21 protein-coding genes are annotated in these 22,447 nt (G+C 70.7%); 3 read left to right on the top strand and 18 right to left on the bottom strand.

Going from position 1 to position 22,447, the window contains the following annotated elements; translation table 11 throughout:
- Positions 1 to 79: 79 nt before the first annotated feature.
- From ACFYY1_RS22075 to pgsA, 14 genes are all read right to left on the bottom strand, one after another.
- On the bottom strand, positions 80 to 631 hold the full coding sequence (locus tag ACFYY1_RS22075) for an adenine phosphoribosyltransferase (protein WP_388587983.1): 552 nt from the start codon (positions 629 to 631) through the stop codon (positions 80 to 82).
- The gene (gene secF, locus ACFYY1_RS22070) at positions 628 to 1,731 is read right to left on the bottom strand and encodes a protein translocase subunit SecF (RefSeq protein WP_388587981.1); all 1,104 of its coding nucleotides are present in this window, start codon (positions 1,729 to 1,731) and stop codon (positions 628 to 630) included. The genes ACFYY1_RS22075 and secF overlap by 4 nt, the downstream gene beginning before the upstream one ends.
- 1 nt (position 1,732) lies before the next feature.
- Entirely contained in the window at positions 1,733 to 3,538 is a 1,806-nt protein-coding gene (gene secD / locus ACFYY1_RS22065) for a protein translocase subunit SecD (protein ID WP_388587979.1), read from the bottom strand.
- A 146-nt stretch (positions 3,539 to 3,684) separates the two neighbouring features.
- Entirely contained in the window at positions 3,685 to 4,164 is a 480-nt protein-coding gene (gene yajC, locus ACFYY1_RS22060) for a preprotein translocase subunit YajC (protein WP_388587976.1), read from the bottom strand.
- A 165-nt stretch (positions 4,165 to 4,329) separates the two neighbouring features.
- Entirely contained in the window at positions 4,330 to 5,403 is a 1,074-nt protein-coding gene (gene ruvB / locus ACFYY1_RS22055; protein WP_266735905.1) for a Holliday junction branch migration DNA helicase RuvB, read from the bottom strand.
- An 84-nt stretch (positions 5,404 to 5,487) separates the two neighbouring features.
- A complete protein-coding gene (ruvA, locus tag ACFYY1_RS22050; RefSeq protein WP_388587975.1) occupies positions 5,488 to 6,114 on the bottom strand; it encodes a Holliday junction branch migration protein RuvA in 627 nt (208 codons plus the stop codon).
- On the bottom strand, positions 6,111 to 6,683 hold the full coding sequence (gene ruvC / locus ACFYY1_RS22045; RefSeq protein ID WP_388587972.1) for a crossover junction endodeoxyribonuclease RuvC: 573 nt from the start codon (positions 6,681 to 6,683) through the stop codon (positions 6,111 to 6,113). Before ruvC ends, ruvA begins: the two co-directional genes overlap by 4 nt.
- A 124-nt stretch (positions 6,684 to 6,807) precedes the next feature.
- Positions 6,808 to 7,560, bottom strand: a complete 753-nt coding sequence (locus ACFYY1_RS22040) for a YebC/PmpR family DNA-binding transcriptional regulator (RefSeq protein ID WP_072484508.1) — start codon at positions 7,558 to 7,560, stop codon at positions 6,808 to 6,810.
- Positions 7,561 to 7,621: 61 nt separating this feature from the next.
- Positions 7,622 to 8,215, bottom strand: coding sequence for a pyridoxal 5'-phosphate synthase glutaminase subunit PdxT (gene pdxT, locus ACFYY1_RS22035; protein ID WP_360919940.1), 594 nt, complete (start codon positions 8,213 to 8,215; stop codon positions 7,622 to 7,624).
- Between the two features lie 6 nt (positions 8,216 to 8,221).
- Complete coding sequence (pdxS, locus tag ACFYY1_RS22030; RefSeq protein WP_266735913.1) at positions 8,222 to 9,142, bottom strand: pyridoxal 5'-phosphate synthase lyase subunit PdxS; 921 nt, start codon at positions 9,140 to 9,142, stop codon at positions 8,222 to 8,224.
- 169 nt (positions 9,143 to 9,311) lie between these two features.
- Entirely contained in the window at positions 9,312 to 9,857 is a 546-nt protein-coding gene (locus ACFYY1_RS22025; RefSeq protein WP_356081297.1) for a hypothetical protein, read from the bottom strand.
- A gap of 70 nt (positions 9,858 to 9,927) precedes the next feature.
- Complete coding sequence (locus ACFYY1_RS22020) at positions 9,928 to 11,088, bottom strand: glycosyltransferase family 4 protein (protein WP_388587968.1); 1,161 nt, start codon at positions 11,086 to 11,088, stop codon at positions 9,928 to 9,930.
- Positions 11,085 to 12,020 carry a phosphatidylinositol mannoside acyltransferase gene (locus ACFYY1_RS22015; protein WP_388587965.1) on the bottom strand — a complete coding sequence of 312 codons (936 nt, stop codon included), beginning with the start codon at positions 12,018 to 12,020 and terminating at the stop codon, positions 11,085 to 11,087. Before ACFYY1_RS22015 ends, ACFYY1_RS22020 begins: the two co-directional genes overlap by 4 nt.
- Entirely contained in the window at positions 12,017 to 12,691 is a 675-nt protein-coding gene (gene pgsA, locus ACFYY1_RS22010) for a phosphatidylinositol phosphate synthase (RefSeq protein ID WP_266735920.1), read from the bottom strand. The genes ACFYY1_RS22015 and pgsA overlap by 4 nt, the downstream gene beginning before the upstream one ends.
- A 273-nt stretch (positions 12,692 to 12,964) precedes the next feature.
- On the opposite strand from pgsA, the gene ACFYY1_RS22005 reads away from it, so the two are divergent.
- Together ACFYY1_RS22005 and ACFYY1_RS22000 are read left to right on the top strand one after the other, a co-directional pair.
- Positions 12,965 to 15,190 carry an elongation factor G-like protein EF-G2 gene (locus ACFYY1_RS22005; RefSeq protein WP_388587963.1) on the top strand — a complete coding sequence of 742 codons (2,226 nt, stop codon included), beginning with the start codon at positions 12,965 to 12,967 and terminating at the stop codon, positions 15,188 to 15,190.
- Positions 15,191 to 15,337: 147 nt separating this feature from the next.
- A complete protein-coding gene (locus ACFYY1_RS22000) occupies positions 15,338 to 17,008 on the top strand; it encodes a hypothetical protein (RefSeq protein ID WP_388587961.1) in 1,671 nt (556 codons plus the stop codon).
- Between the two features lie 76 nt (positions 17,009 to 17,084).
- On the opposite strand, the gene ACFYY1_RS21995 is transcribed toward ACFYY1_RS22000, so the two are convergent.
- Positions 17,085 to 17,645, bottom strand: a complete 561-nt coding sequence (locus tag ACFYY1_RS21995) for an HIT domain-containing protein (RefSeq protein WP_266735925.1) — start codon at positions 17,643 to 17,645, stop codon at positions 17,085 to 17,087.
- 66 nt (positions 17,646 to 17,711) lie between these two features.
- Here ACFYY1_RS21995 and ACFYY1_RS21990 point away from each other — a divergent pair, with 66 nt between their 5' ends.
- The gene (locus tag ACFYY1_RS21990; RefSeq protein ID WP_388587958.1) at positions 17,712 to 18,389 is read left to right on the top strand and encodes a potassium channel family protein; all 678 of its coding nucleotides are present in this window, start codon (positions 17,712 to 17,714) and stop codon (positions 18,387 to 18,389) included.
- A 33-nt stretch (positions 18,390 to 18,422) separates the two neighbouring features.
- On the opposite strand, the gene thrS is transcribed toward ACFYY1_RS21990, so the two are convergent.
- The 3 genes from thrS to ACFYY1_RS21975 form a co-directional block, all read right to left on the bottom strand.
- Positions 18,423 to 20,399 (bottom strand): threonine--tRNA ligase, encoded by a 1,977-nt coding sequence (gene thrS / locus ACFYY1_RS21985; protein WP_388587955.1) that lies wholly within the window; start codon positions 20,397 to 20,399, stop codon positions 18,423 to 18,425.
- A gap of 82 nt (positions 20,400 to 20,481) precedes the next feature.
- Positions 20,482 to 21,813 carry a hypothetical protein gene (locus tag ACFYY1_RS21980; RefSeq protein ID WP_388587954.1) on the bottom strand — a complete coding sequence of 444 codons (1,332 nt, stop codon included), beginning with the start codon at positions 21,811 to 21,813 and terminating at the stop codon, positions 20,482 to 20,484.
- Positions 21,813 to 22,379 (bottom strand): DUF4365 domain-containing protein, encoded by a 567-nt coding sequence (locus ACFYY1_RS21975; protein WP_388587951.1) that lies wholly within the window; start codon positions 22,377 to 22,379, stop codon positions 21,813 to 21,815. Before ACFYY1_RS21975 ends, ACFYY1_RS21980 begins: the two co-directional genes overlap by 1 nt.
- Positions 22,380 to 22,447 lie beyond the last annotated feature (68 nt).

Below are 22,447 nucleotides of genomic sequence, written 5' to 3'. Positions count from 1 at the left end.
CAACGCGGGACGGGCACCCGGTTGTTCCCGGGTGCCCGTCCCGCTCGCACCATGCGTCGCCGCGTACGGTCGGTGCTGCTCAGACCGTGATCAGGACCTCCAGCGGCGCGCCCCGCAGACCCTGCTCCAGCCGGGCCCGTCCGGGGAGGAAGCCGAGCTCCATGAGGACCGCGACGCCCGCGACCTCGGCACCGGCCCGCCGGATCAGCTCCAGCGAGGCCTCGGCGGTGCCGCCCGTGGCGAGGACGTCGTCGATGACCATGATCCGGTCGTCGGCGGACAGGTCCTCCGCGTGGATCTCGATCTCGGCGGTGCCGTACTCCAGCTCGTACGCCTGGCTGAGCGTGGCTCCGGGCAGCTTGCCCGCCTTGCGGACGGGTACGAAGCCGAGCCCGGCCCGGACCGCGACCGGGGCGGCCAGGATGAAGCCGCGCGCCTCCAGGCCGACGACCTTCGTGGCGCCGTGCCGTACGCACAGCTCCGCGAGGGTGTCGGTGAGGGCCGCGAACGCCGTCGGGTCCGCGAGCAGCGGGGTGATGTCCTTGAACAGCACGCCCGGCTTCGGGTAGTCCTGGACGTCGCGGATCCGGCTGAGCAGGAGCTCGCGGGTGCCCTCGGTGGTGCTGGTCATCGACGCTTCCCCGGGGTCCGGCCGTGGCCCCTGGGGGGCTGCTGGCGCTGGCCGACGACCGCGGCGGCGGGTGCGGCTTCCTGCGGGTGGTCGCCGTCCGGCTGCTCGTCCTCGGCGGACTCGCCCTTGGCGGCGGCTGCCGCGCGCTTGGCGAGGATCCGCTTCTTCAGGGCCTTCATCTGCGGCTCGCGTTCCTTGAGGTCGGCGACGAGCGGCGTGGCGATGAAGATCGAGGAGTACGCACCGGCGGCGAGGCCGACGAAGAGCGCCAGGGAGATGTCGTTCAGCATGCCGGCGCCCAGGACACCGCCACCGATGAAGAGCAGACCGGCGACCGGCAGCAGGGCCACCACGGTGGTGTTGATGGAGCGGACCAGCGTGCCGTTGATGGAGCGGTTGGCGATCTCGCTGTACGTCCACCGGGTCTGCTTGGTGATCCCGTGGGTGCCCTCCTTGAGGCTGTCGAAGACGACGACCGTGTCGTAGAGGGAGTAACCGAGGATGGTCAGCAGACCGATCACGGTGCCCGGGGTGACCTCGAAGCCGACCAGGGCGTAGACGCCGACCGTGATGGTGATGTCGTGGATCAGCGCGACCAGGGCCGCGATGGCCATGCGCCATTCGAAGGCGATGGCCAGGTAGATCACGACGAGGACCATGAAGATGCCGAGGCCGGTCCATGCCTTGTTGGCGATCTGCTCACCCCAGCTGGGGCCGACCAGGTCGGCGGCGATCTTCTCCGCCGGGACGTCGAGGTCCTCGGAGAGCTTGTTCTTGATCTCGTCGGACTTCGCCGTGTCGACCTCGGTGATCTGGATGCGCAGACCGCCGTTGCCGAGCTTCTGGACGATCGCCTGGTGGCCGGAGGCCTCCGTGGCCAGGTCCTCGGCCTTGGCGACGGTGACGCTGGTCTTCGGGGTGGTGAAGACGGCGCCGCCCTTGAACTCGATGCCCATGTTCAGGCCGCTGACCGCCAGGCCGACGATGGCCGTGATGGTGATCAGGATCGAGATCCCGTACCAGATCTTGCGCTTGCCGATGAAGTCGTAGCCGACCTCGCCTCGGTAGAGACGGGCGCCGAGAGTGCCGAGTCGCGACATCTCACGCCTCCTTCGGTTCAGTGGGGGCGTTGACACGGCGCGAGCGGCGCAGCGGCGGCTTGGCGCCGAGCCGCTTCGGGTCCAGGCCGGACCACGGGTGACCGCTGGCGAAGAACTTCGTACGGGCCATCAGCGTCATGAGGGGCTTGGTGAAGAGGAACACCACGACCACGTCGAGCAGAGTGGTGAGACCCAGCGTGAACGCGAAGCCCTGGACCTTGCCGACGGTGACGACGAAGAGCACCGCGGCGGCGAGGAACGACACGAAGTCGGAGACCAGGATGGTGCGCCGGGCGCGGGGCCAGGCCCGCTCGACGGCCGGGCGGAGCGTGCGGCCCTCGCGGATCTCGTCGCGGACCCGTTCGAAGTACACGATGAAGGAGTCCGCGGTGATACCGATGGCCACGATGGCGCCGCAGACCGCCGGGAGGTTCAGCGCGAAGCCGATGGCCGGGCCGAGCAGCGACATGATCGTGTAGGTCAGGATGCCGGAGACCAGGAGGCTCAGGAGCGCGATGAACGCGAGGCCCCGGTAGTAGGCCACCAGGTAGATGACGACCAGGGCCAGACCGATGGCACCGGCGATCAGACCGGCCTGGAGCTGCTCACCGCCGAGCGCGGCGGTGACCGTGGTGACGCTCTGCTCCTGGAAGGAGAGCGGGAGCGCACCGTAGGAGAGCACGTTGGCCAGGTCCTCGGCGGACTGCTGGGTGAAGCTGCCGGAGATCTCGGCGCTGCCGCTGAGCGTGGTGTTCACCTGGGGCGCGGAGACGACCTCGCCGTCCAGGGCGATGGCGAACTGGTTCTGCGGGGACTGCTGCGCGGAGAGCTTCTTGGTGATCGTCTGGAACTGCTTGGAGCCCTTCTTGGTGAACTCCATGTTGACGATCCACATGCCGCGCTGCTGGTCGAAACCGGCCTTGGCGTTGTCGACCTCGGTGCCGGACACCTCGGAGGGGCCGAGGACGTACTTCGCGTCACCCTCGGAGCTGCATGCGACGACCGTGTCGGTGGGCTTGGCACCCCGTGCGGCCTCGGCGCGGGACGCCTTGCTGGAGCAGTCGAGCTCCGCGAACTGCTTCTGCAGCTTGGCGGCGGCGGCCTGTTCGGCGGCGGATGCCGACGGCGTGGCATCGGCCTTCGGCGTGGCGTCGGCCTTCGGCGTGGTGCTCGCCTTGGGAGTGGGCGTGGTGTCGGCCTTGAGGGCGCCGGTGACCGCGCGGCCCTGGGTGGTGGCGCTCGCGCTGGGCGTCGAGGACGCCTTGCCGTTGTCCGCGGTGGTGGCGCTCGCGCTCGGTGTCGACGAGGCCTTGCCCTTGTCGGCGGTGGGGGCGCTGGGGCTGCCGGACGGGGTGGGCTTGCCGGACGACGAGGCGCTGGGCTCCGGGGTGGGCGTGCCCTGGGCGACGGTCAGCACCGGCCGGAAGTAGAGCTTGGCCGTGGTACCGACCTGCTCCCGGGCCTGGGCGGAGTTCGTGCCCTTGGGGATGTTGACGATGATGTTGCTCTTGCCCTGCGTCTGGACCTCGGCCTCGGAGACGCCAAGACCATTGACACGGCGTTCCATGATCTCGACCGCGGTGTCCATGTTGGTCTTGTTGATCGCCGATTCCTGGCCCGGCTCGCTCTTCGCCTCAAGCGTGATCGAGGTGCCGCCGGCCAGGTCGATGCCCAGTCGTGGGGTCGGCTGATCGGCCAGGAACATCCCGCCGGTGAGCGCGACCATGGCGATCAGGATCAGGGCCAGGGAACGCCCCGGCCTGCCCTGACCGCCGGCCGCCCCTCGGCTCTTCTTCGGTGCTGCCACCTTCTCGTTTCTCCCTGTCCAACCGCCCCGCGCCGGGTACGCGCCCGAGCGGCCACGAAGTGTAGTGGGGACCCGCCCCCGCAGAAGACCGCACGGTCCGGGGAATGCCGGATGCCTGTGGGCTCACGGCATTCCCCGGGCGTGGATTACTTCGCGTCGGCCTCGCCGTCGTCCTTGCCCTCGGACTTCTTGCCGGACTCGGCGTCCTTCGGCTCGGCGTCCTCGGCCTTCTTGCCGAGGTCGATCCGGGCCTCGTCCACGTCGTCCTTGTCGGCGTCGCTCTCGGTCAGCGAGGAGGCGTCATCGGGGACGACGGTGCCGTCGAGGTCGAGACCGCTCTCGTCGTCGCCGTGGACGATGCGGTTGTACTCCGCGTCGTCGAGGACGGCGCCGATGGCGTTCTTGGCGTAGATGGCGTGGACGCCGGGCGCGATCTCGAGGAGGACCGTGTCGTCGTGCAGTTCCTTGACCGTGGCGTACATGCCCCCGATCGTCCGGACGCCGGTGCCGGGCTGCATCTCGTTGCGCATCTGGGCGGCGGCCGCCTGCTTCTTCTTGGCGGACCGCGTCATCAGGAACATGGCCCCGATGAGCACGATGAAGGGGAGGAGAGTCACGGGATTCACGGGACGAGTTTCCTTCGCACGACCGCGTTGGAAGGCGGCCTGTATCTACGGGGGTGGGTACACCGACCTGTAAGGGCGGCATCGGCGGAGTCTAAGCGAGTCCGCATCGATGGAACAACGCCCGGAGTGGCCCGGTGGTTCCTGCTCCGGTCAACCTGTGACAGATCACGCCCCGAACAGGCCCTGTTGTCCCTTTCCGCCTTGCTGTGGAGGCACGATACCCAGATGGGCCCAGGCGGCGGGGGTCGCGACTCGCCCCCGCGGCGTCCTGGCCAGCAGCCCTTCCCGGACCAGGAAGGGCTCCGCGACCTCCTCGACGGTCTCGCGCTCCTCCCCCACGGCGACCGCGAGGGTGGACAGCCCGACGGGTCCGCCGCCGAAGAGCTTCAGCAGGGCGCCGAGCACCGCGCGGTCCAGGCGGTCCAGGCCACGAGCATCCACCTCGTACACCCCGAGGGCGGTGGCGGCGACCGGGCGGTCGATCCGTCCGTCGGCCTTGACCTGGGCGTAGTCCCGGACGCGGCGCAGCAGCCGGTTGGCGATGCGGGGGGTGCCGCGGGACCGGCCGGCGATCTCGGCGGCGCCGTCCGCGTCTATCTCCACGTCGAGGAGGCGGGCGGAACGGTGGATGACGCGCTCCAGCTCGGTGGGTGCGTAGAACTCCATGTGGCCGGTGAAGCCGAAGCGGTCGCGCAGCGGCGGCGGCAGCAGTCCGGCCCGGGTGGTCGCGCCGACCAGGGTGAAGGGCGGCAGTTCCAGCGGGATGGCGGTGGCGCCAGGGCCCTTGCCGACGATGACGTCGACCCGGAAGTCCTCCATCGCCATGTAGAGCATCTCCTCGGCCGGCCGCGACATGCGGTGGATCTCGTCGAGGAAGAGGACCTCCCCCTCCTGGAGGGAGGAGAGGATCGCGGCGAGATCACCCGCGTGCTGGATGGCGGGGCCGGAGGTGATCCGGATCGGGGCGCCCATCTCGGCCGCGATGATCATGGAGAGGGTGGTCTTGCCGAGGCCGGGGGCGCCGGAGAGCAGGACGTGGTCGGCGGTGGCACCACGGGCGCGGGCCGCCTTGAGAACCAGGTCGAGCTGTTCGCGCACCTTCTCCTGGCCGACGAATTCGTCCAGGTCCTTCGGTCGCAGTGCCGCTTCGACCGCGGTGTCCTCGCCGTCCGCGTCGGCGTGGACGAGGCGCTCGTCGAGCCGCTCGTCGGTGTCGGGTCCGGTCTCGTCCCAGTTCATTCAGTCTGTCCCGCCTCGGGTGTTTCGGTGCCGTGCGGTGCCCGGCCCGGCGTCGGGGGTGGCCCCCGGGGTGTGGCGCTCCGGTCAGCGCGCGCGGTTGAGGGTCTGGAGTGCGGCACGCAGCAACTGCGGCACGGGGGCCTGTCCGCCCTCGGCGATGGCCGCCTCGGCCTTGGGGGCGACGGCGGTGACCGCTTCGTCGGCCTCGCGGGTGGCGTAGCCGAGGCCGATCAGGGCGGCCTGGAGCTGATCGCGCCAGGAGGAGGTGACGGCGGTGCCGATGCCCTGGCGGCCGATGTGGGCGCCGACGGGCTCGCCGAGTCTGTCCTTCAGTTCGAGGAGGAGTTTCTGCGCGCCCTTCTTGCCGATGCCGGAGACGGCGGTGAGCGCCTTCTCGTCGCCGGTGGCGACCGCGGTGCGCAGGGCGTCCGGGCTGTGGGTGGCGAGCATGGCCTGGGCGAGCCGGGGCCCGACCCCGCTGGCGGTCTGGAGCAGCTCGAAGACCTGCCGCTCGTCGTCGTCGGCGAAGCCGTAGAGAGTGAGCGAGTCCTCCCGCACGACGAGGGAGGTGGCGAGCCGGGCCTCCTGGCCGACCCGGAGGGCGGCGAGGGTGTTCGGCGCGCACTGGACGGCCATGCCGATGCCGCCGACCTCGATCACGGCCGTGGTCGGGGCGAGTGCGGCGACGGGGCCGCTGACGAAGGCGATCATCGGGGGACCTTCCGGACGGGAACTGCGGGGGTACGGGGAACGCGCCGGGTGCCGGACGCGGCGGCTGCCGCATGGGCCTGCTGGAGGCGGTTGACGGCGGGGGCACGCCAGATGTGGCAGATGGCGAGGGCGAGGGCGTCGGCCGCGTCGGCCGGCTTCGGCGGGGCGTCGAGCCGCAGCAGCCGGGTGACCATCGCGCCGACCTGTGCCTTGTCGGCGCGGCCGCTGCCCGTGACGGCCGCCTTGACCTCGCTGGGGGTGTGCAGCGCGACGGGTATGCCGCGGCGCGACGCGCAGAGCATGGCGACGGCGCTGGCCTGGGCGGTGCCCATGACCGTACGGACGTTGTGCTGGCTGAACACCCGCTCCACGGCGACGAATTCGGGCCGGTGCTCGTCGAGCCATTCCTCGATGCCGCGCTCGATGGCGACCAGCCGGTGGCCGAGCTCCGCGTCGGCCGGGGTGCGCACGACACCGACGCCGAGCATCGCCAGGGGGCGGCCGGCGACGCCTTCGACGACGCCGACACCGCACCGGGTCAGCCCCGGGTCCACACCCAGTACCCGCATGGGACGCCCCCTCCGTACCGATCGGTCAACTGTTCCCGCAGGCTATCGGCTCGCACTGACAATGCGACGGGCCGACGGGGTGTGTCCCCGTCGGCCCGTCGCTGAAGGCTGCGCAGAGCGCGGCTCAGGCGTCGACCTTCTCCATGACCTCGTCCGAGACGTCGAAGTTGGCGAAGACGTTCTGCACGTCGTCGCTGTCCTCCAGCGCGTCGATCAGCTTGAAGATCTTGCGCGCGCCCTCCTCGTCCAGCTCGACCTGCATGGTGGGCAGGAAGTTGGCCTCGGCGGAGTCGTAGTCGATGCCGGCCTCCTGGAGCGCGGTACGGACCGCGACCATGTCGGTGGCCTCGCTGACGACCTCGTACGTGTCACCGAGGTCGTTGACCTCCTCGGCGCCCGCGTCGAGCACGGCACCCAGGACGTCGTCCTCGGTCAGCTCGCCCTTGGGGACGATGACGACGCCCTTGCGGTTGAAGAGGTACGAGACCGAACCCGGGTCGGCCATCGAGCCGCCGTTGCGGGTCATCGCCACACGCACGTCGGAGGCGGCACGGTTGCGGTTGTCGGTGAGGCACTCGATGAGCACCGCGACACCGTTCGGGCCGTAACCCTCGTACATGATCGTCTGGTAATCGACGCCGCCCGCTTCGAGACCGCCACCGCGCTTGACCGCGGAGTCGATGTTCTTGTTCGGTACGGAGCTCTTCTTCGCCTTCTGGATCGCGTCCACGAGGGTCGGGTTTCCCTCGGGGTCCACACCGCCGGTGCGGGCCGCGACCTCGATGTTCTTGATCAGCTTCGCGAAGAGCTTGCCGCGCTTGGCGTCAATCACGGCCTTCTTGTGCTTCGTCGTAGCCCATTTAGAGTGGCCGGACATCTGCCTTCTCCTTCGCGTCACCAAAAACGATTCGAACCCGAGAGATCCTACCGGGATCGAGTCAGCCGACTGCGCGCACCATGTCAACGAACAACGCGTGAACGCGATGGTCCCCGGTCAATTCCGGGTGGAAAGACGTGGCCAGGGCGTTTCCCTGACGTACGGCGACGATGTGCCCGCCGTGCTCCGCCACCACCTTCGCCTGCGCGCCGACCGACTCCACCCAGGGGGCGCGGATGAACACGCCCTCCACGGGGCCGCCCTCGATGCCGGCGACCTCGACGGCCGCCTCGAAGGACTCGTTCTGCCGCCCGAAGGCGTTGCGGCGCACGATCATGTCGATCCCGCCGACCGTCTCCTGGCCCGAACGCGGGTCGAGGATCTTGTCGGCGAGCAGAATCATTCCGGCGCAGGTGCCGTAGACCGGCATTCCGGCCCGTACCCGCTCGCGCAGCGGTTCCAGCATGCCGAACAGGGACGCCAGCTTGGACATCGTGGTGGACTCGCCACCGGGGATGACCAGGCCGTCGACCTCGGCGAGTTCCTCGGGACGCCGGACCGGCCTGGCCAGGGCGTCAGCCGAGGCCAGGGCGATCAGGTGTTCCCGTACGTCGCCCTGGAGAGCCAGGACTCCGATCACAGGGGTGTCGCTCATCAGTGATTACCAGCCGCGGTTGGCGTAGCGCTCGGCCTCGGGCAGGGTGTCGCAGTTGATGCCGACCATGGCCTCGCCCAGGTTCCGGGAGGCGTCCGCGATGATCTTCGGGTCGTCGTAGAAGGTGGTGGCCTTCACGATCGCGGCGGCGCGCTTGGCCGGGTCGCCGGACTTGAAGATGCCGGAGCCGACGAAGACGCCCTCGGCGCCGAGCTGGCGCATCAGCGCGGCGTCGGCGGGGGTGGCGACACCGCCCGCGGAGAACAGCACGACGGGCAGCTTGCCGAGCTCCGAGACCTCCTTGACCAGCTCGTACGGGGCGCGGAGCTCCTTGGCGGCGGCGTACAGCTCGTTGTTGTCGTAGCCGCGCAGGCGGGCGATCTCGTTCTTGATCTGGCGCAGGTGGCGGACGGCCTCGACGACGTTGCCGGTGCCGGCCTCGCCCTTCGAGCGGATCATGGCCGCGCCCTCGGCGATCCGGCGCAGGGCCTCGCCCAGGTTGGTGGCGCCGCAGACGAACGGGGTGGTGAAAGCGAACTTGTCGCTGTGGTTGACCTCGTCGGCCGGGGTGAGGACCTCGGACTCGTCGATGTAGTCGACGCCGAGGGACTGGAGGACCTGGGCCTCGACGAAGTGGCCGATACGCGACTTCGCCATCACCGGGATGGAGACGGCCTCGATGATCTCCTCGATCATGTTCGGGTCCGACATCCGGGCCACGCCGCCGTCCTTGCGGATGTCGGCCGGAACCCGCTCCAGGGCCATGACGGCCACGGCGCCCGCGTCCTCGGCGATCTTCGCCTGCTCGGCGTTGACGACATCCATGATCACGCCGCCCTTGAGCTGCTCGGCCATGCCGCGCTTGACGCGCGCGGTGCCGGTGGCCGGGGAGTCTGCGGACTGCGGGGTGGTGGGAAGCGTGGACATGGGTCGACCTCACTCGGAGAAAAAGTTGCTGAGAAGCGCTGCTGGGCGCAGTGCTGAGCAAACTCTCCGGGAACAGTCCACTGCAAGGGCCAATGGCAGGCCGGTGGATCGTTTTGAACGCGTACGGGACGACATGTGGCCCCCGTCACGCGCGAATGCGGTGGTCCGGTCAGCTGACGGGACGGTCCGCCAGGGCCACCGGGGGCTCGTCGTCCATCTCGAAGGCCAGCGGGAAGGGGGCGTGTCCGGCCAGCCGGAACCACCGCACCTTGCGGTGCCGGCGCAGCGCGCGCGCCGCGCGCACGGCGTCGTTGTGGAACCGCCGGGCCATCGGGACACGGCGCACGGAGGCGGCGAGTTCGAGCGCCGCCTCCTCCCCGCCGGGGATCTCCTTCACGGCCTCCACCTGCGCCGTCTCACCGAAGACCGCCCGCAGCGCGGCACTCAGTTCGCTCTCCGCGACCTCGCGGTGCTCCTCCTCCGCCTGGCGGGCGGCGTGCGCGGCCTCGTACAGGACGATGGAGGCGGCCGGATCGAGGACACCCGAGGTGGCCAGTTCCTGGGTGACCGACGCACGGCGCAGGAGTTGCGCGTCGAGGGCGGCCCGTGCGGCGTCGATGCGGGTGTGCAGCCGGTCCAGCCGTCCGGCGGTCCAGCTGAGGTACATGCCGATCGCGACGATCGCGACGGCGATCCAGATGAGGGTTTCGATCACGGGCGGCAAGGCTACCGGTGGTGCACGGACGGCGTGGCGGCCCGGCCCCGGCCCCCCGGTCGGGCGGCCCTCACTCCCGCGCCAGGCCGAACCGTGCGCGCAGCCCCGTGCGTTCGTCGGCCGCCACCGAGGCCGCGCCGTCCGTCACCGTCTCGTACACCGCGAGGATGTCCGCCCCGACCGTCGACCAGTCGAACCGGCGCACATGCGCGGTGCCCCGCTCGCGCAGCTCCGCACGCCGCCGGGGGTCCCCGAGCAGCCGGATCGCCGCCGCGGCCAGCGCGTCCGCGTCCTCGTTGGCGAAGAGTTCGCCCGCCGCACCCAGGTCCAGCACCTGCGCGAACGCGTCCAGGTCGCTGGCGAGGACCGGCGCGCCGGCCGACATGGCCTCGACCAGGATGATCCCGAAGCTCTCGCCCCCGGTGTTGGGCGCCACGTACACGTCGACGCTGCGCAGCAGCCGCGCCTTGTCCTCGTCGCTCACCATGCCGAGGAATTCGACCCGCTCGCGCATCGCCTCGGGCAGCGAGGCGACGGCCTCCTCCTCGTCGCCCCGGCCGGCCACCAGCAGCCGGGTGTCCGGGCGGGCCTCCAGGATCGCGGGCAGGGCCCGCATCAGGACCGGCAGGCCCTTGCGGGGCTCGTCGATGCGCCCGATGAAGCCGATCGTCCCGCCCTGCCACTCGGCCTTGGGCTCGGCGGCGGCGAAGAAGCCGACATCGACCCCGTTCGGGATGACGACCGCGTCGCCGCCCAGGTGCTCGACCAGGGTGCGGCGCGCGTACTCGCTCACCGCGATCCGCGCGCTGATCTTCTCCAGGGCCGGCTGGAGGATCGGGTACGCCGCGATCATGGCCCGGGAGCGCGGGTTGGACGTGTGGAACGTGGCGACGATCGGCCCCTGCGCGGCCCAGCAGGCCAGCAGCCCCAGCGACGGGGAGGTCGGCTCGTGGATGTGGATCACGTCGAAGGTGCCGTCGTGCAGCCAGCGGCGCACCCGGGCGGCCGAGAGAAAGCCGAAGTTCAGCCGGGCGACGGAGCCGTTGTACGGGACGGGCACGGCCCGGCCCGCCGACACCACGTACGGCGGCAGCGGCGTCTCGTCGTCGGCGGGCGCCAGCACGGACACCTGGTGGCCCAGCCGGATCAGGTGCTCGGCCAGGTCGCGGATGTGGAACTGCACTCCGCCCGGTACGTCCCAGGAGTACGGGCAGACGATGCCGATCTTCACGTGCGGTCCTCCCGGGGCTCCAGATCGGCGAGCCAGAGCCGTTGCAGCATGTGCCAGTCCTCCGGATGATCGGCGATTCCGACGGCGAAGGCATCGGCCAGCGCCTGCGTCATCGAGGACGTCTTCGCCGTGCGGTCACCTGACTCGGGCACCTCGACCGGCGGATGGATCCGCGCCTTCATCACCGGCGTGTCGTCGTAGCTCAGCGTCACAGGCAGCAGCAGCGCGCCGGTCTGCTGGGCCAGCAGCGCGGGGCCGGCGGGCATCCGCGCGATGTCGCCGAAGAACGTCACCTCGACGCCGGAGGCGGACAGATCGCGGTCGGCGACCAGACAGACGAGACCGCCCGCGCGCAGCCGCCTGGCCAGGGTGCCGAAGGCCGCCCCGCCGCTGTGCGGCAGGACCTCCATGCCGAGCCCCTCGCGGTAGGCCACGAACCGGTCGTACAGGGTCTCGGGCTTGAGGCGCTCGGCGACCGTGGTGAAGGGCACCTTGAGATCGGTGGTGACCCAGGCTCCCGCCAGGTCCCAGTTCCCCAGGTGCGGCAGGGCCAGGATGACGCCGCGCCCGGAGTCGAGGCCGTCGGTCAGCCGGTGCGCGTCGGTCACGTCTATGGACGCCTTGATCCGCGCCGGACTCCAGGTGGGCAGCCGGAACGACTCCATCCAATAGCGCATGTACGAGCGCATCCCGGCCCTGGAGAGCTCGGCCAGCCGGGCCGGTGACGCCTCGGGCACGACCCGTGTCAGGTTCGACTCCAGCCGCAGCACGCTCTTGCCGCGCCGCTTCCACACCTGGTCGGCGATGGTGCGGAAGAGCGTCCGGGCGACCGGCTCGGGAAGCTTCTTGACGGCGCTCCAGCCGAGCCCGTACAGCCCGTCGGTCAGCCGGTCCCGCAGACCTTCGCGGGGCTGTGCCGGGTCGTCGCTCACCGGTCGGTCCCGCTCCCCGGCCCCGCGGCGGCGGCCTCGGCCGCATCGGCCTCGGCGGATTCGCGGCGCACGGTCACGACCCGCTGCACCAGCGTCACCAGGCTGCCCACGGCGACGATCCACAGCGCGATCGGCAGCAGGACCTCGATCCCGGGGACGCCGAACTTGTGCAGGCCCGCCAACCCGGCCGCGACCAGCGAGATCACCAGCCGCTCGGCGCGCTCCACGAGACCGTTGACCGCCACCGGCAGTCCGATCGACTCGCCGCGCGCCTTCGTGTACGAGACCACCTGGCCGCTGGCCAGACAGAAGATCGCGACCGCGCAGAGCACGTTGTCATCGCCGTTGCCCGCGTACCAGAGCGCGAATCCGCCGAAGATCGCCCCGTCGGCGACCCGGTCCAGGGTCGAGTCCAGGAACGCGCCCCAGCGGCTGGAGATACCGGCCTGCCGGGCCATGTTGCCGTCGACGAGGTCGGAGAAGACGAAGATCGTGATGACGATCGTGCCCCAGAAGAACTCCCCCATCGGGAAGAAGACCAGCGCACCTGCCATCACCCCGGCCGTACCGATCAGAGTGACCGCGTCAGGGCTCACGCCGAGACGGAGCAGCAGTGCGGCGAACGGTGTGAGGACACGCGTAAAAAATGCACGCGCGTACTTGTTCAGCATGGCCTTCCCGAGGGTCGGTGGGCCGAGCGGCCCCTACGGCCACCGGCTGGCCCATCGTAGTCACGCCCGCCGGAGTCCACCGTCCGGGCACCCGGCGTCGCGCGGCGGCGTGCCATGTATGGACGCGGCCCGGCCCGAGTGGAAAGCTCGAATTACCGCGGGCGTCGCGTGCAGCCGCCGCGGCGGCTCCCCGGTGCCCGTACAGCTCTCCCCTCTCCCCACATCGCGTCGGTATTCCCTCCGCTTCGCACCACTACCTGGGAGGCACGCATCATGGGCGACAAGGCACACGCACACACCGGGGCCGCCGGCAGGGCAGCGACGGCCGGCCGGCCCGCATCCGTACGGAATGTGGTGCTGGTCGGCCACAGCGGCTCCGGAAAGACCACCCTCGTCGAGGCCCTCGCGCTGACCGCGGGCGCGGTCAACCGGGCCGGCCGGGTCGAGGACGGCGCCACCGTCTCCGACTACGACGAGATCGAACACCGCCAGCAGCGCTCCGTACAGCTCTCCGTGGTCCCCGTCGACTGGGGCGGGTACCGGATCAATCTTCTGGACACCCCCGGCTACGCCGATTTCGTCGGGGAACTCAGGGCCGGTCTGCGGGCGGCGGACGCGGCCCTCTTCATCGTTTCCGCCGCCCAGGAGGCCGACGCGGTGGCGGGCGCCACCCGGGCCGTCTGGGAGGAGTGCGCGGCCGTCGGCATGCCGCGCGCCATCGTCGTCACCCACCTGGACACGGCACGCACCTCGTTCGACGAGATGACCCGGATCTGTGGCGAGATCTTCGGCGGCGACGATCCCGACGCGGTGCTCCCGCTGTACCTGCCCGTCCACGGCGCCGAGGGCGCCGACGGCCACGCCCCGCTCACCGGGCTCACCGGGCTCCTCACCCAGCGGATCTTCGACTACTCCTCCGGCGAGCGGCGGGAGGACCCGCCCGCCAAGGACCAGCGGCCAGCACTCCAGGAGGCCCGCAACCGGCTGGTCGAGGGGATCATCGCCGAGAGCGAGGACGAGACCCTGATGGACCGCTACCTCGACGGGGCCGAGGTCGACATCGGGACACTCGTCGACGATCTTGAGCGCGCCGTGGCCCGGGGCTCGTTCCATCCCGTCCTCACTGCGGCCCCCGCCGCCCCGGATGCCCGCCAGGGCATCGGCACCGTCGAGCTGCTGGACCTGATCACCGGCGGCTTCCCGACCCCGCTGGAGCACACCCTCCCCGACGTCACCCCCCTGCACGGGGCATCGCGGCCGGACCTGGCCTGCGACCCGGACGGCCCGCTCGTCGCCGAGGTCGTCAAGACGGCCTCCGACCCGTACGTCGGCCGGGTCTCGCTGGTCCGCGTCTTCTCCGGCACCCTGCGTCCCGACGAGACCGTCCACGTCTTCGGCCACGGTCTGACCGACCCCGGCCACGAGCCCCGCCCCTTCCACGAGACCGAGGTCCGCGTCGGCGCGCTCTCCTCCCCGTTCGGCAAGCAGCAGCGCCCGGTCACCGCGTGCGGCGCGGGGGATCTGGTCAGCGTCGCCAAGCTGGGCGGCGCCGAGACCGGGGACACCCTCTCGGACCCGGAGCTGCCGCTGCTGCTGGATCCCTGGACCACGCCCGACCCACTGCTGCCGCTCGCCATCGAGGCGCACAGCAAGGCGGACGAGGACAAGCTCTCCCAGGGGCTCGCCCGGCTGGTCGCCGAGGATCCGACCATGCGCCTGGAACAGAACCAGGACACCCACCAGGTGGTGCTGTGGTGCCTGGGCGAGGTCCATCAGGACGTGGCGCTGGACCGGCTGCGCAGCCGGTACGGCGTCCAGGTCGACGCCGTACCGCACAAGGTGTCGCTCCGCGAGACCTTCGCAGCCCCGTCGACCGGGCGCGGCCGGCATGTGAAGCAGTCCGGCGGCCACGGCCAGTACGCCATCTGCGAGATCGACGTGGAGCCGCTGCCCGCGGGTTCGGGCATCGAGTTCGTCGACAAGGTGGTCGGCGGAGCGGTGCCCCGTCAGTTCATCCCGTCCGTCGAGAAGGGGGTGCGCGCCCAGGCCGCCCGCGGGGTCGCGGCCGGCCATCCGCTCGTCGACGTGCGCATCACGCTGCGGGACGGCAAGTCGCACTCGGTGGACTCCTCCGACGCGGCGTTCCAGACCGCGGGCGCGCTGGCCCTGCGGGAGGCCGCCGCGGACACCCGCATCCAGCTCCTCGAACCCGTCGCCGAGGTCCGGGTCCTGGTCCCCGACGACTATGTCGGGCCGGTGATGAGCGATCTGTCCGGGAGGCGCGGCAGAGTGATCGGAACCGAGCAGTCCGGCGCCGGCCGCACCCTCGTGCGGGCCGAGGTGCCCGAGCTGGAGATCGGCAGGTACGCGGTCGACCTGCGCTCCCTCTCCCATGGCGCCGGCCGGTTCGACCGGGCGTACGCCCGGCACGAAGCGATGCCCCCGCAGCTCGCCGAACGCCTCCGGGGACAGCTGGAGAACAACCCGAACGACTCCTGACCGGCCATGCCGCCCGTCTTTGTCCACAGGGGCGGGCGGCGCAGCGATCCGGACGATACGCTTTGGTCCCAGCTCAGAAGGTGTGCCAGGCACGGCAGTTGGGAAACAGCCGCAGGAGCAGTTCCTCGGCGGCGAGTGGGGGCGACAGTGGCCAGCGACGGATTCGATTTCTCTCCCGGAGCGCAGATCCCGCTCCAGGGTTCGGGCGGGCAGGCGGTGGCGACGAACGCCCTCGCCTCCGCCGCGTACCGCGACAGCCCGGTGGAGAAGATCCTTGACGCCAACAGCGAGTGGCACAAGTCCGAAGTCAAGGTGGGCCGTTCCAAGCTCTTCAAGTCCGACTATTTCAAGCCCAATCTCGGCGAGGCGTTCTCCCGCGCCGTGCAGGAACGGATGCTGGGCGGCGCCCGCAAGGCCCTCATCCAGTCCTTCGGGACGGACCCGCAGACCGTCGTCGAGCACTGCCTGTCCGCGTCCCGCCTCCGCAAGAGCCGGGACACCAAACTCACGGCCGTCACCGCCCTGTTCGGCTTCCTCTTCCTGCCCGGCATGATCCTGTGGGTCCTCGCGTTCCGGCTGCGCGACTACCTCGGCAAGACCAAGGACAAGGCGCTCTCCGCCCTGGGCGGCGCGCTGCTCCCGGTCATCGGCATCGTGGCGCTGGTCTTCCTGGTCGGCCTGCCGCTCACCGGGTTCCTGGCGCTCTACGTCCGCGCGATGATCGTGGCCCCCGTCATCGGCTGGTTCATCGCCAAACGGATCGCCGAGTCCTCCGCCAAGGACATGCGCGCCCGCTGGGAAGGGCTGCTCTCCGGCGGCGGCGTCAGCGCCAAGATCCCCGAGGCCGTGCCGAAGAACCCCAACGAGACCTCCCGCGAGGCGCTCCGCCAGGGCCTGGAGAAGCTCACCGCCGAGCAGCATTCCAACTCGGTCTTCTACGCGGGTCCCAAGGGGATCCTCGGCATGGGCACCCGCTGGGGCAGCTGGCAGCTGGCCGAGGAGCTCGTCTCCAAGGAACCCGGCAAGGAATTCCACCAGTTCCGCAGCTGGGACGTGATCCGGGCCATCCACGACCAGCTCAAGGTGCTGGAGCGCGGCCCGCTGAACACCGGCGGGTTCCCCACCCCGTCGGTCACCCACTGGATCGTGTCCCCCGTCGGGGAGAACGCCGACTCGGTGTCCCGCCCCGCCGGCGAGGACGTCGCCACCTTCCAGGTCAAGCCGCACGAGATACAGCGGATCTGCAACCACCAGCAGTTCGGCGGCGGTGACCGGCATTATCTGGGGGTCCAGTTCACCCTCTGGGACGGCCAGTTGGTCATCACGATGATGATCACGGTCACGGTGCTCTACGAAACCCTGCGCATCGAGGTCACCGGGCATGCCCTCGGCCCGGTCCACTCGCTGTTCACCAGCAAGCCCTCGGCCAAGACCAAGACGGTCAACAAGACCGTCCGGTTCTGGGAGACCCGCGACATCACCCTCCCGCTGGTCGAGTCCAGCGAGGTCGTCCGGCTCGCCCTGCGCGCCCCGTTCACCTGGTACCCGCCGCTGCTGGACTACCTGGGCGGCAAGATCGCCCTGCCCGAGCCGTTCGGTCTGCGCCACGCCTGGGCCGAGAAGCCGTGGCGCCACCGCTTCATGGCGGACGACGCGATGCGGGCCGCGACGCCGGTACTGCGCGCCGTCCACAGCGCCGCCCTGCGCGTCCTCGACGAGAACGGCGTCGACACCGAGCGCTTCGACAACCGCTCGATGATACTGAGCGGCGCGGTACAGGACCCCACCCCGCGCAAGGCCGACCTGTACGACGCGTAGCCGGTCGCCCCGACGCACGAGGGCCGCCCCGGCCGGAAACCGGCGGGGGCGGCCCTTGCACGAACCACTGCCGGGATCAGCCCTCCGGCCAGGCGTCGGCCAGCATCTTGCGGGTGTCGGCGAGCAGCTGCGGCAGCACCTTCGTGTGGCCGACCACCGGCATGAAGTTGGTGTCACCACCCCAGCGCGGCACCAGATGCTGGTGCAGATGGGCCGCGATACCGGCACCCGCCACCGAACCCTGGTTCATGCCGATATTGAATCCGTGCGCCCCCGAGGCCGTCCGCAGGGCCACCATCGCCCGCTTGGTGAAATCGGCCAGCTCCATGGTCTCCGGACCGTCCAGCTCCGTGTAGTCCGCGACATGCCGGTACGGCACCACCATCAGATGGCCGCCGTTGTACGGATACAGGTTCAGCACGGCGTACACGTGCTTGCCGCGGGCGACGACGAGCCCGTCCTCGTCCGAACTCGACGGGATCCCGCAGAACGGACAGCCGTCGCCGGCCTCCGGGCCGGTCGGCTTGTTCTCGCCCTGGATGTACGCCATCCGGTGGGGCGTCCACAGGCGCTGGAACGCGTCGGGCGTTCCCACTCCGATCTGCTGCTCCGGCTCACTCGTCATGGCGATCAGCATATTGCTTCACTCCCGGGGTGCGTGTCGCCGGGGCCACACCCGTCGGCGTACGGAGATGCTGAGGCGATGAGCGACCGGTCCGCCGACTCCACCCCTGAACGCCTCCGGCGCTGGGAGCAGCGCACCGAGGTGCCGCTCCTCGGCGTCTCCCTGCTCTTCCTGCTCGGCTACGCGGTCCGCGTCCTCGTCCCCGAGGACACCGAACCCTGGCGGGACATCGCCCTGGTCCTGGTCGGTACCACCTGGCTGGTCTTCGTGGCGGACTACGTCGTACGGTTCCGGCTCAGCGGCCTCGGCCACCGCTTCTTCCGGGCGCACTGGCTGGACACGATGGTGCTGCTGCTTCCACTGCTGCGGCCGCTGCGCCTGATCCGGGTCTACAACGCGGTCCAGCAGCGCCGGGAGCGGCCTCGGCTGAGCCTGTACGCCCGTGTGATCAGCTACGCCGGCGCGTCCGCCCTGCTGCTCGGCTTCTCCGCCTCGCTCGCGGTCTACCACCAGGAGCACAAGGTCCCGGAGTCCACGATCCATACCTTCGGCGACGCGGTGTGGTGGGCGTGCGAGACGCTCACGACGGTGGGGTACGGGGACGCGGTGCCCATCACACCGGGCGGCCGGGTCGTCGCCGCGGGCCTGATGGTGTGCGGGCTGGCGCTGCTGGGGGCGGTGACGGGGTCGTTCTCCTCGTGGCTGCTCCAGGTCTTCCGGCGGGAGGACGAGAAGAGGCCCCCGGAGGGCGGGTAGCTCTCCGGGGGCCTGACACCCGCACCGGGTCCGTCAGACCTGGACGCGGTCCTCGACGGCCTTCTGGATCTTGGCGATGGCGTCCTCGACCGGGATGCCGTTCTCCTGCGATCCGTCGCGGTAGCGGAAGGAGACGGCACCGTTGGCCATGTCCTCATCACCAGCGATGATCATGAAGGGCACCTTGGCCTTCTGCTGGTTCCTGATCTTCTTCTGCATCCGGTCCGAGGAAGCGTCCACGTCGACCCGCAGCCCCTTCTTCCGGGCCTTGGCCGCGAACTCCTGCAGGTACGGGATGTGCGCGTCGCCGATCGGGATGCCGACCGCCTGGACCGGGGCCAGCCACACCGGGAACGCACCCGCGTAGTGCTCCAGGAGCACTGCGAAGAAGCGCTCGATGGAGCCGAACAGGGCACGGTGGATCATGACCGGGCGCTGCTTGGTGCCGTCCGGGCCGGTGTACTCCAGGTCGAAGCGCTCCGGGAGGTTGAAGTCGAGCTGCACGGTCGACATCTGCCAGGTGCGGCCGATGGCGTCCTTGCACTGCACCGAGATCTTCGGGCCGTAGAACGCGGCGCCGCCCGGGTCCGGGACCAGCGGCAGCCCCTGCTTCTCGGCGACCTGGCGCAGCGTCTCGGTGGCCTCTTCCCAGATCTCGTCGGAGCCGACGAACTTCTCCGGGTCCTTGGTGGAGAGCTCCAGGTAGAAGTCGGTCAGACCGTAGTCGCGGAGCAGGTTCAGGACGAAGGTGAGCGTCCGGTCGAGCTCCTCGGCCATCTGCTCCTTGGTGCAGTAGATGTGCGCGTCGTCCTGCGTGAAGCCGCGCGAGCGGGTCAGACCGTGCACCACGCCGGACTTCTCGTACCGGTACACCGTGCCGAACTCGAAGAGGCGCAGCGGCAGTTCACGGTAGGAGCGCCCGCGCGCGTCGAAGATCAGGTTGTGCATCGGGCAGTTCATCGGCTTGAGGTAGTAGTCCACCCCGTCGTCGAGCTGCATGGGCGGGTACATGCCGTCGGCGTACCAGTCCAGGTGGCCGGACTTCTCGAAGAGCTTGCCCTTGGTGGCGTGCGGGGAGTAGACGAACTCGTAGCCCTCCTCCTCGTGCCGGCGGCGCGAGTAGTCCTCCATGGCGCGGCGGATGATGCCGCCCTTGGGGTGGAAGACCGCGAGACCGGGGCCGATCTCGTCCGGGAAGGAGAAGAGGTCCAGCTCGTTGCCGAGCTTGCGGTGGTCGCGCTTGGCGGCCTCCTCCAGGAACTCCAGGTGTGCCTTGAGCTCGTCCTTGGTGGGCCAGGCGGTGCCGTAGATGCGCTGGAGCATCGGGTTCTTCTCGCTGCCGCGCCAGTACGCCGCGGCGTTGCGCATCAGCTTGAACGCCGGGATGAACCGGGTGGTCGGCAGGTGCGGGCCCCGGCAGAGGTCCTTCCAGCACAGGTCGCCGGTCTTCGGGTCGAGGTTGTCGTAGATGGTCAGCTCGCCGCCGCCCACCTCGACGTCCGCGCCGTCGTCCGAGGACGCGGAGCCCTTGATGCCGATGAGCTCCAGCTTGTACGGCTCGTCGGCCAGCTCCTCGCGGGCGGCCTCGTCCGTCACGACCCGGCGGGAGAACTTCTGGCCCCGCTTCTGGATCTCCTGCATCTTCTTCTCGATGGCCTTGAGGTCCTCGGGCGTGAAGGGCTTCTCGACGTCGAAGTCGTAGTAGAAGCCGTCCTTGACCGGCGGACCGATGCCGAGCTTGGCCTCGGGGAAGAGCTGCTGCACGGCCTGCGCCATGACGTGCGCGGTGGAGTGCCGCAGGATGTTCAGGCCGTCCTCGGAGGAGATCTCGACGGGCTCGACGACCTCGCCGTCGGCGACGGCGTACGCGAGGTCCTTCAGCTCGCCGGCGACCCGGGCGGCGACGACGGTGCGCTCGCCGGTGAAGAGCTCGGCTGCCGTAGTGCCCGTCGTCACCACGCGCTCTTCCCGCTCGGAATCGCGTTGGATGATCACACGGACGTCTGACACCGGTCTCTCCTGACTCAGGGGGAACGCACGCATGTGTAGTGCGCGTGCGATACGAATCGTACCGAGCCGCGGGCCCCCTCTGCTAAACGGTTCGGGCAGCCGGCCCCACCGCTCCCCCGCAGGCCCCTCCCCCAGCGGCCTGTTCGCCGGTGCACGCCTCCTCGAAAAGGTCGACGTTCTCCTGGAGCGACTTCATCAGCCGGTCCCGCTCCGCCTCGTCGACCTGCACCGGCACGACCTGCGAGGTCCTCGTCAGCCGCCGGAAGCCGCCGCGGCTCTCCAGCCTGCCCTCCACCCGGATCGGCAGCCCCACCAGATGGGCGTGGCCGGCGATCCGGTACGCCTCCTCGTCCAGCTCCAGCCGTACGTGCGGCACCTCGGCGCCCGCCAGCACCCGCAGCCGCACGATCCCGGGGCCGCGCGGTGCCGAGCGGCGCATCCGGACGACGGCGCCGGTGATCCGTACCGTCACGGCGGGCTCGTCGTGGAGGTAGCGCTCGCCCGCCCGGCGCAGGGCCGGCAGGTCACCGGGCGAGAACTCCACCGGCTCGGGCCGGGCCGGGCAGCCCTCGGGGGTTCCGGCGGCGGGCGCCCACTCCAGGGCGATCCCGGCCCCTTCCGAGCCCTGGACGAGTGCGACGACGGCCTCGGTCAGCTCCCGGCTGACACCCGCCTCGACGGCGGTGTCGAAGGCTTCGTAGCCGCCGGTGGCCCGTTGGTAGTCCACGGCCTCCCGGGTGGCGTGCAGCGCCCGGTGGAGCCGTACGGCGACGGCACGGCCCGGTTCGACCGGCACGAACGCGGCGAGTTCGCGGCCGCCGGGCGCGGGCCCGACGAGGATGCCGTCGAGTGCGGCCCTGGCCCTGCGGCGGTGGCGTGCGCCGTGGTAGCCGGTGTTCGCGCGTACGGCGAGGGCTCCGGCGAGCAGTATCTGCCGGGCCGCGGTGTGCAGCCGCTCGGCCCCGGCCCAGCCCGCCGCGCCCGCGACCGTCTCGGGGACCTCGCGCCACCAGCGGATCTCGTCGCTGGGCACGGCGAGGGAGACCAGCACCTCGCGGGCGGAGGGTGCGGCGCTGCGGGCGAGCGCGGTCAGCGCCTCGGCGAGGAGGTCCTCGCTGTCGGGGAAAGCGGTGGTGTCGGGGACCAGGAGGCTCGTCCCACCGCCGGGCGGGGCGGGCGGGCCCGGTGGCGTCCACCGGCTGTAGCGCCCGGCCGCCCCGCCCCGGCGCCGCCAGCCGTGCCGGCCGAGCAGGGCGCCGAGGACCGCGGGGTCGACCCGGGCCGGGTCCGGGACGTCTCCCGGGAGCCGGGCAGCATCGGGCCACGGCCCCGCGACCTCGGCGGGGTGCGGGCGGGTGGCTGACGGGATCGTTCCGTCCGTGCAGTCGTCGTGTCCGTCCATCGGCCGGTGCATCAAGGTCTCCCTCCCGCCCCTACGCGGGTCATGATCGCGCAGAGCGCCCGGTCGTCGAAGATGCGCGAGGTGGGGATCCGCACGGTGGTCCGGTGCCGGCCCGTCACCGCGTGGCCGGCCAGGTTGGTCCAGTAGCAGCAGTGCCGCAGGTCGAGCCGGTCGTGCCCGGCGCGCAGCCAGTCGTCCTGGCTGCGCGGCACGATCATCACCACGAGGATCTTGTGCACCGACACCGGTGTCCGGGCGAGCTTGACGAGGTGGGCGTTGTCGAGCGTGAAGGCGAATGTCGGTCCCGGCGGGCTCGGCGGGATCTGGTACGTGCATTTGAGCTGGACCTTTATGGTCACTTCGTCGTCCACGGCATGGCCCGGCGCGCCGTGGCTGACGTGCCAGTCGATGCCGTTGTCGGGGAAGGGCTGCGACAGGGAGCACCCCGCCGCGGCCGCTACGGCGTGCAGATAGCCCACCTGGAGCGTCTCCATGCAGGCGGTGGTTGCGAGTGTGCCGCGCAGCGGTTCGGTCCGCTGGGACAGCAGCCCGCTCGGTTCGGGCTTCGCGAGCGCCATGGCTGCGGGTGCCTTCCGGGCTGTGCCGATCGGTTCTCCGGGCGGGGGCGGCGGACAACTCCCGCTCC

Source organism: Streptomyces sp. NPDC001890 (assembly GCF_042891445.1).
Lineage (GTDB): Bacteria > Actinomycetota > Actinomycetes > Streptomycetales > Streptomycetaceae > Streptomyces.
Note: the sequence above shows the minus strand (reverse complement) of the source record. Positions and strands in the feature narration are given on the sequence as shown.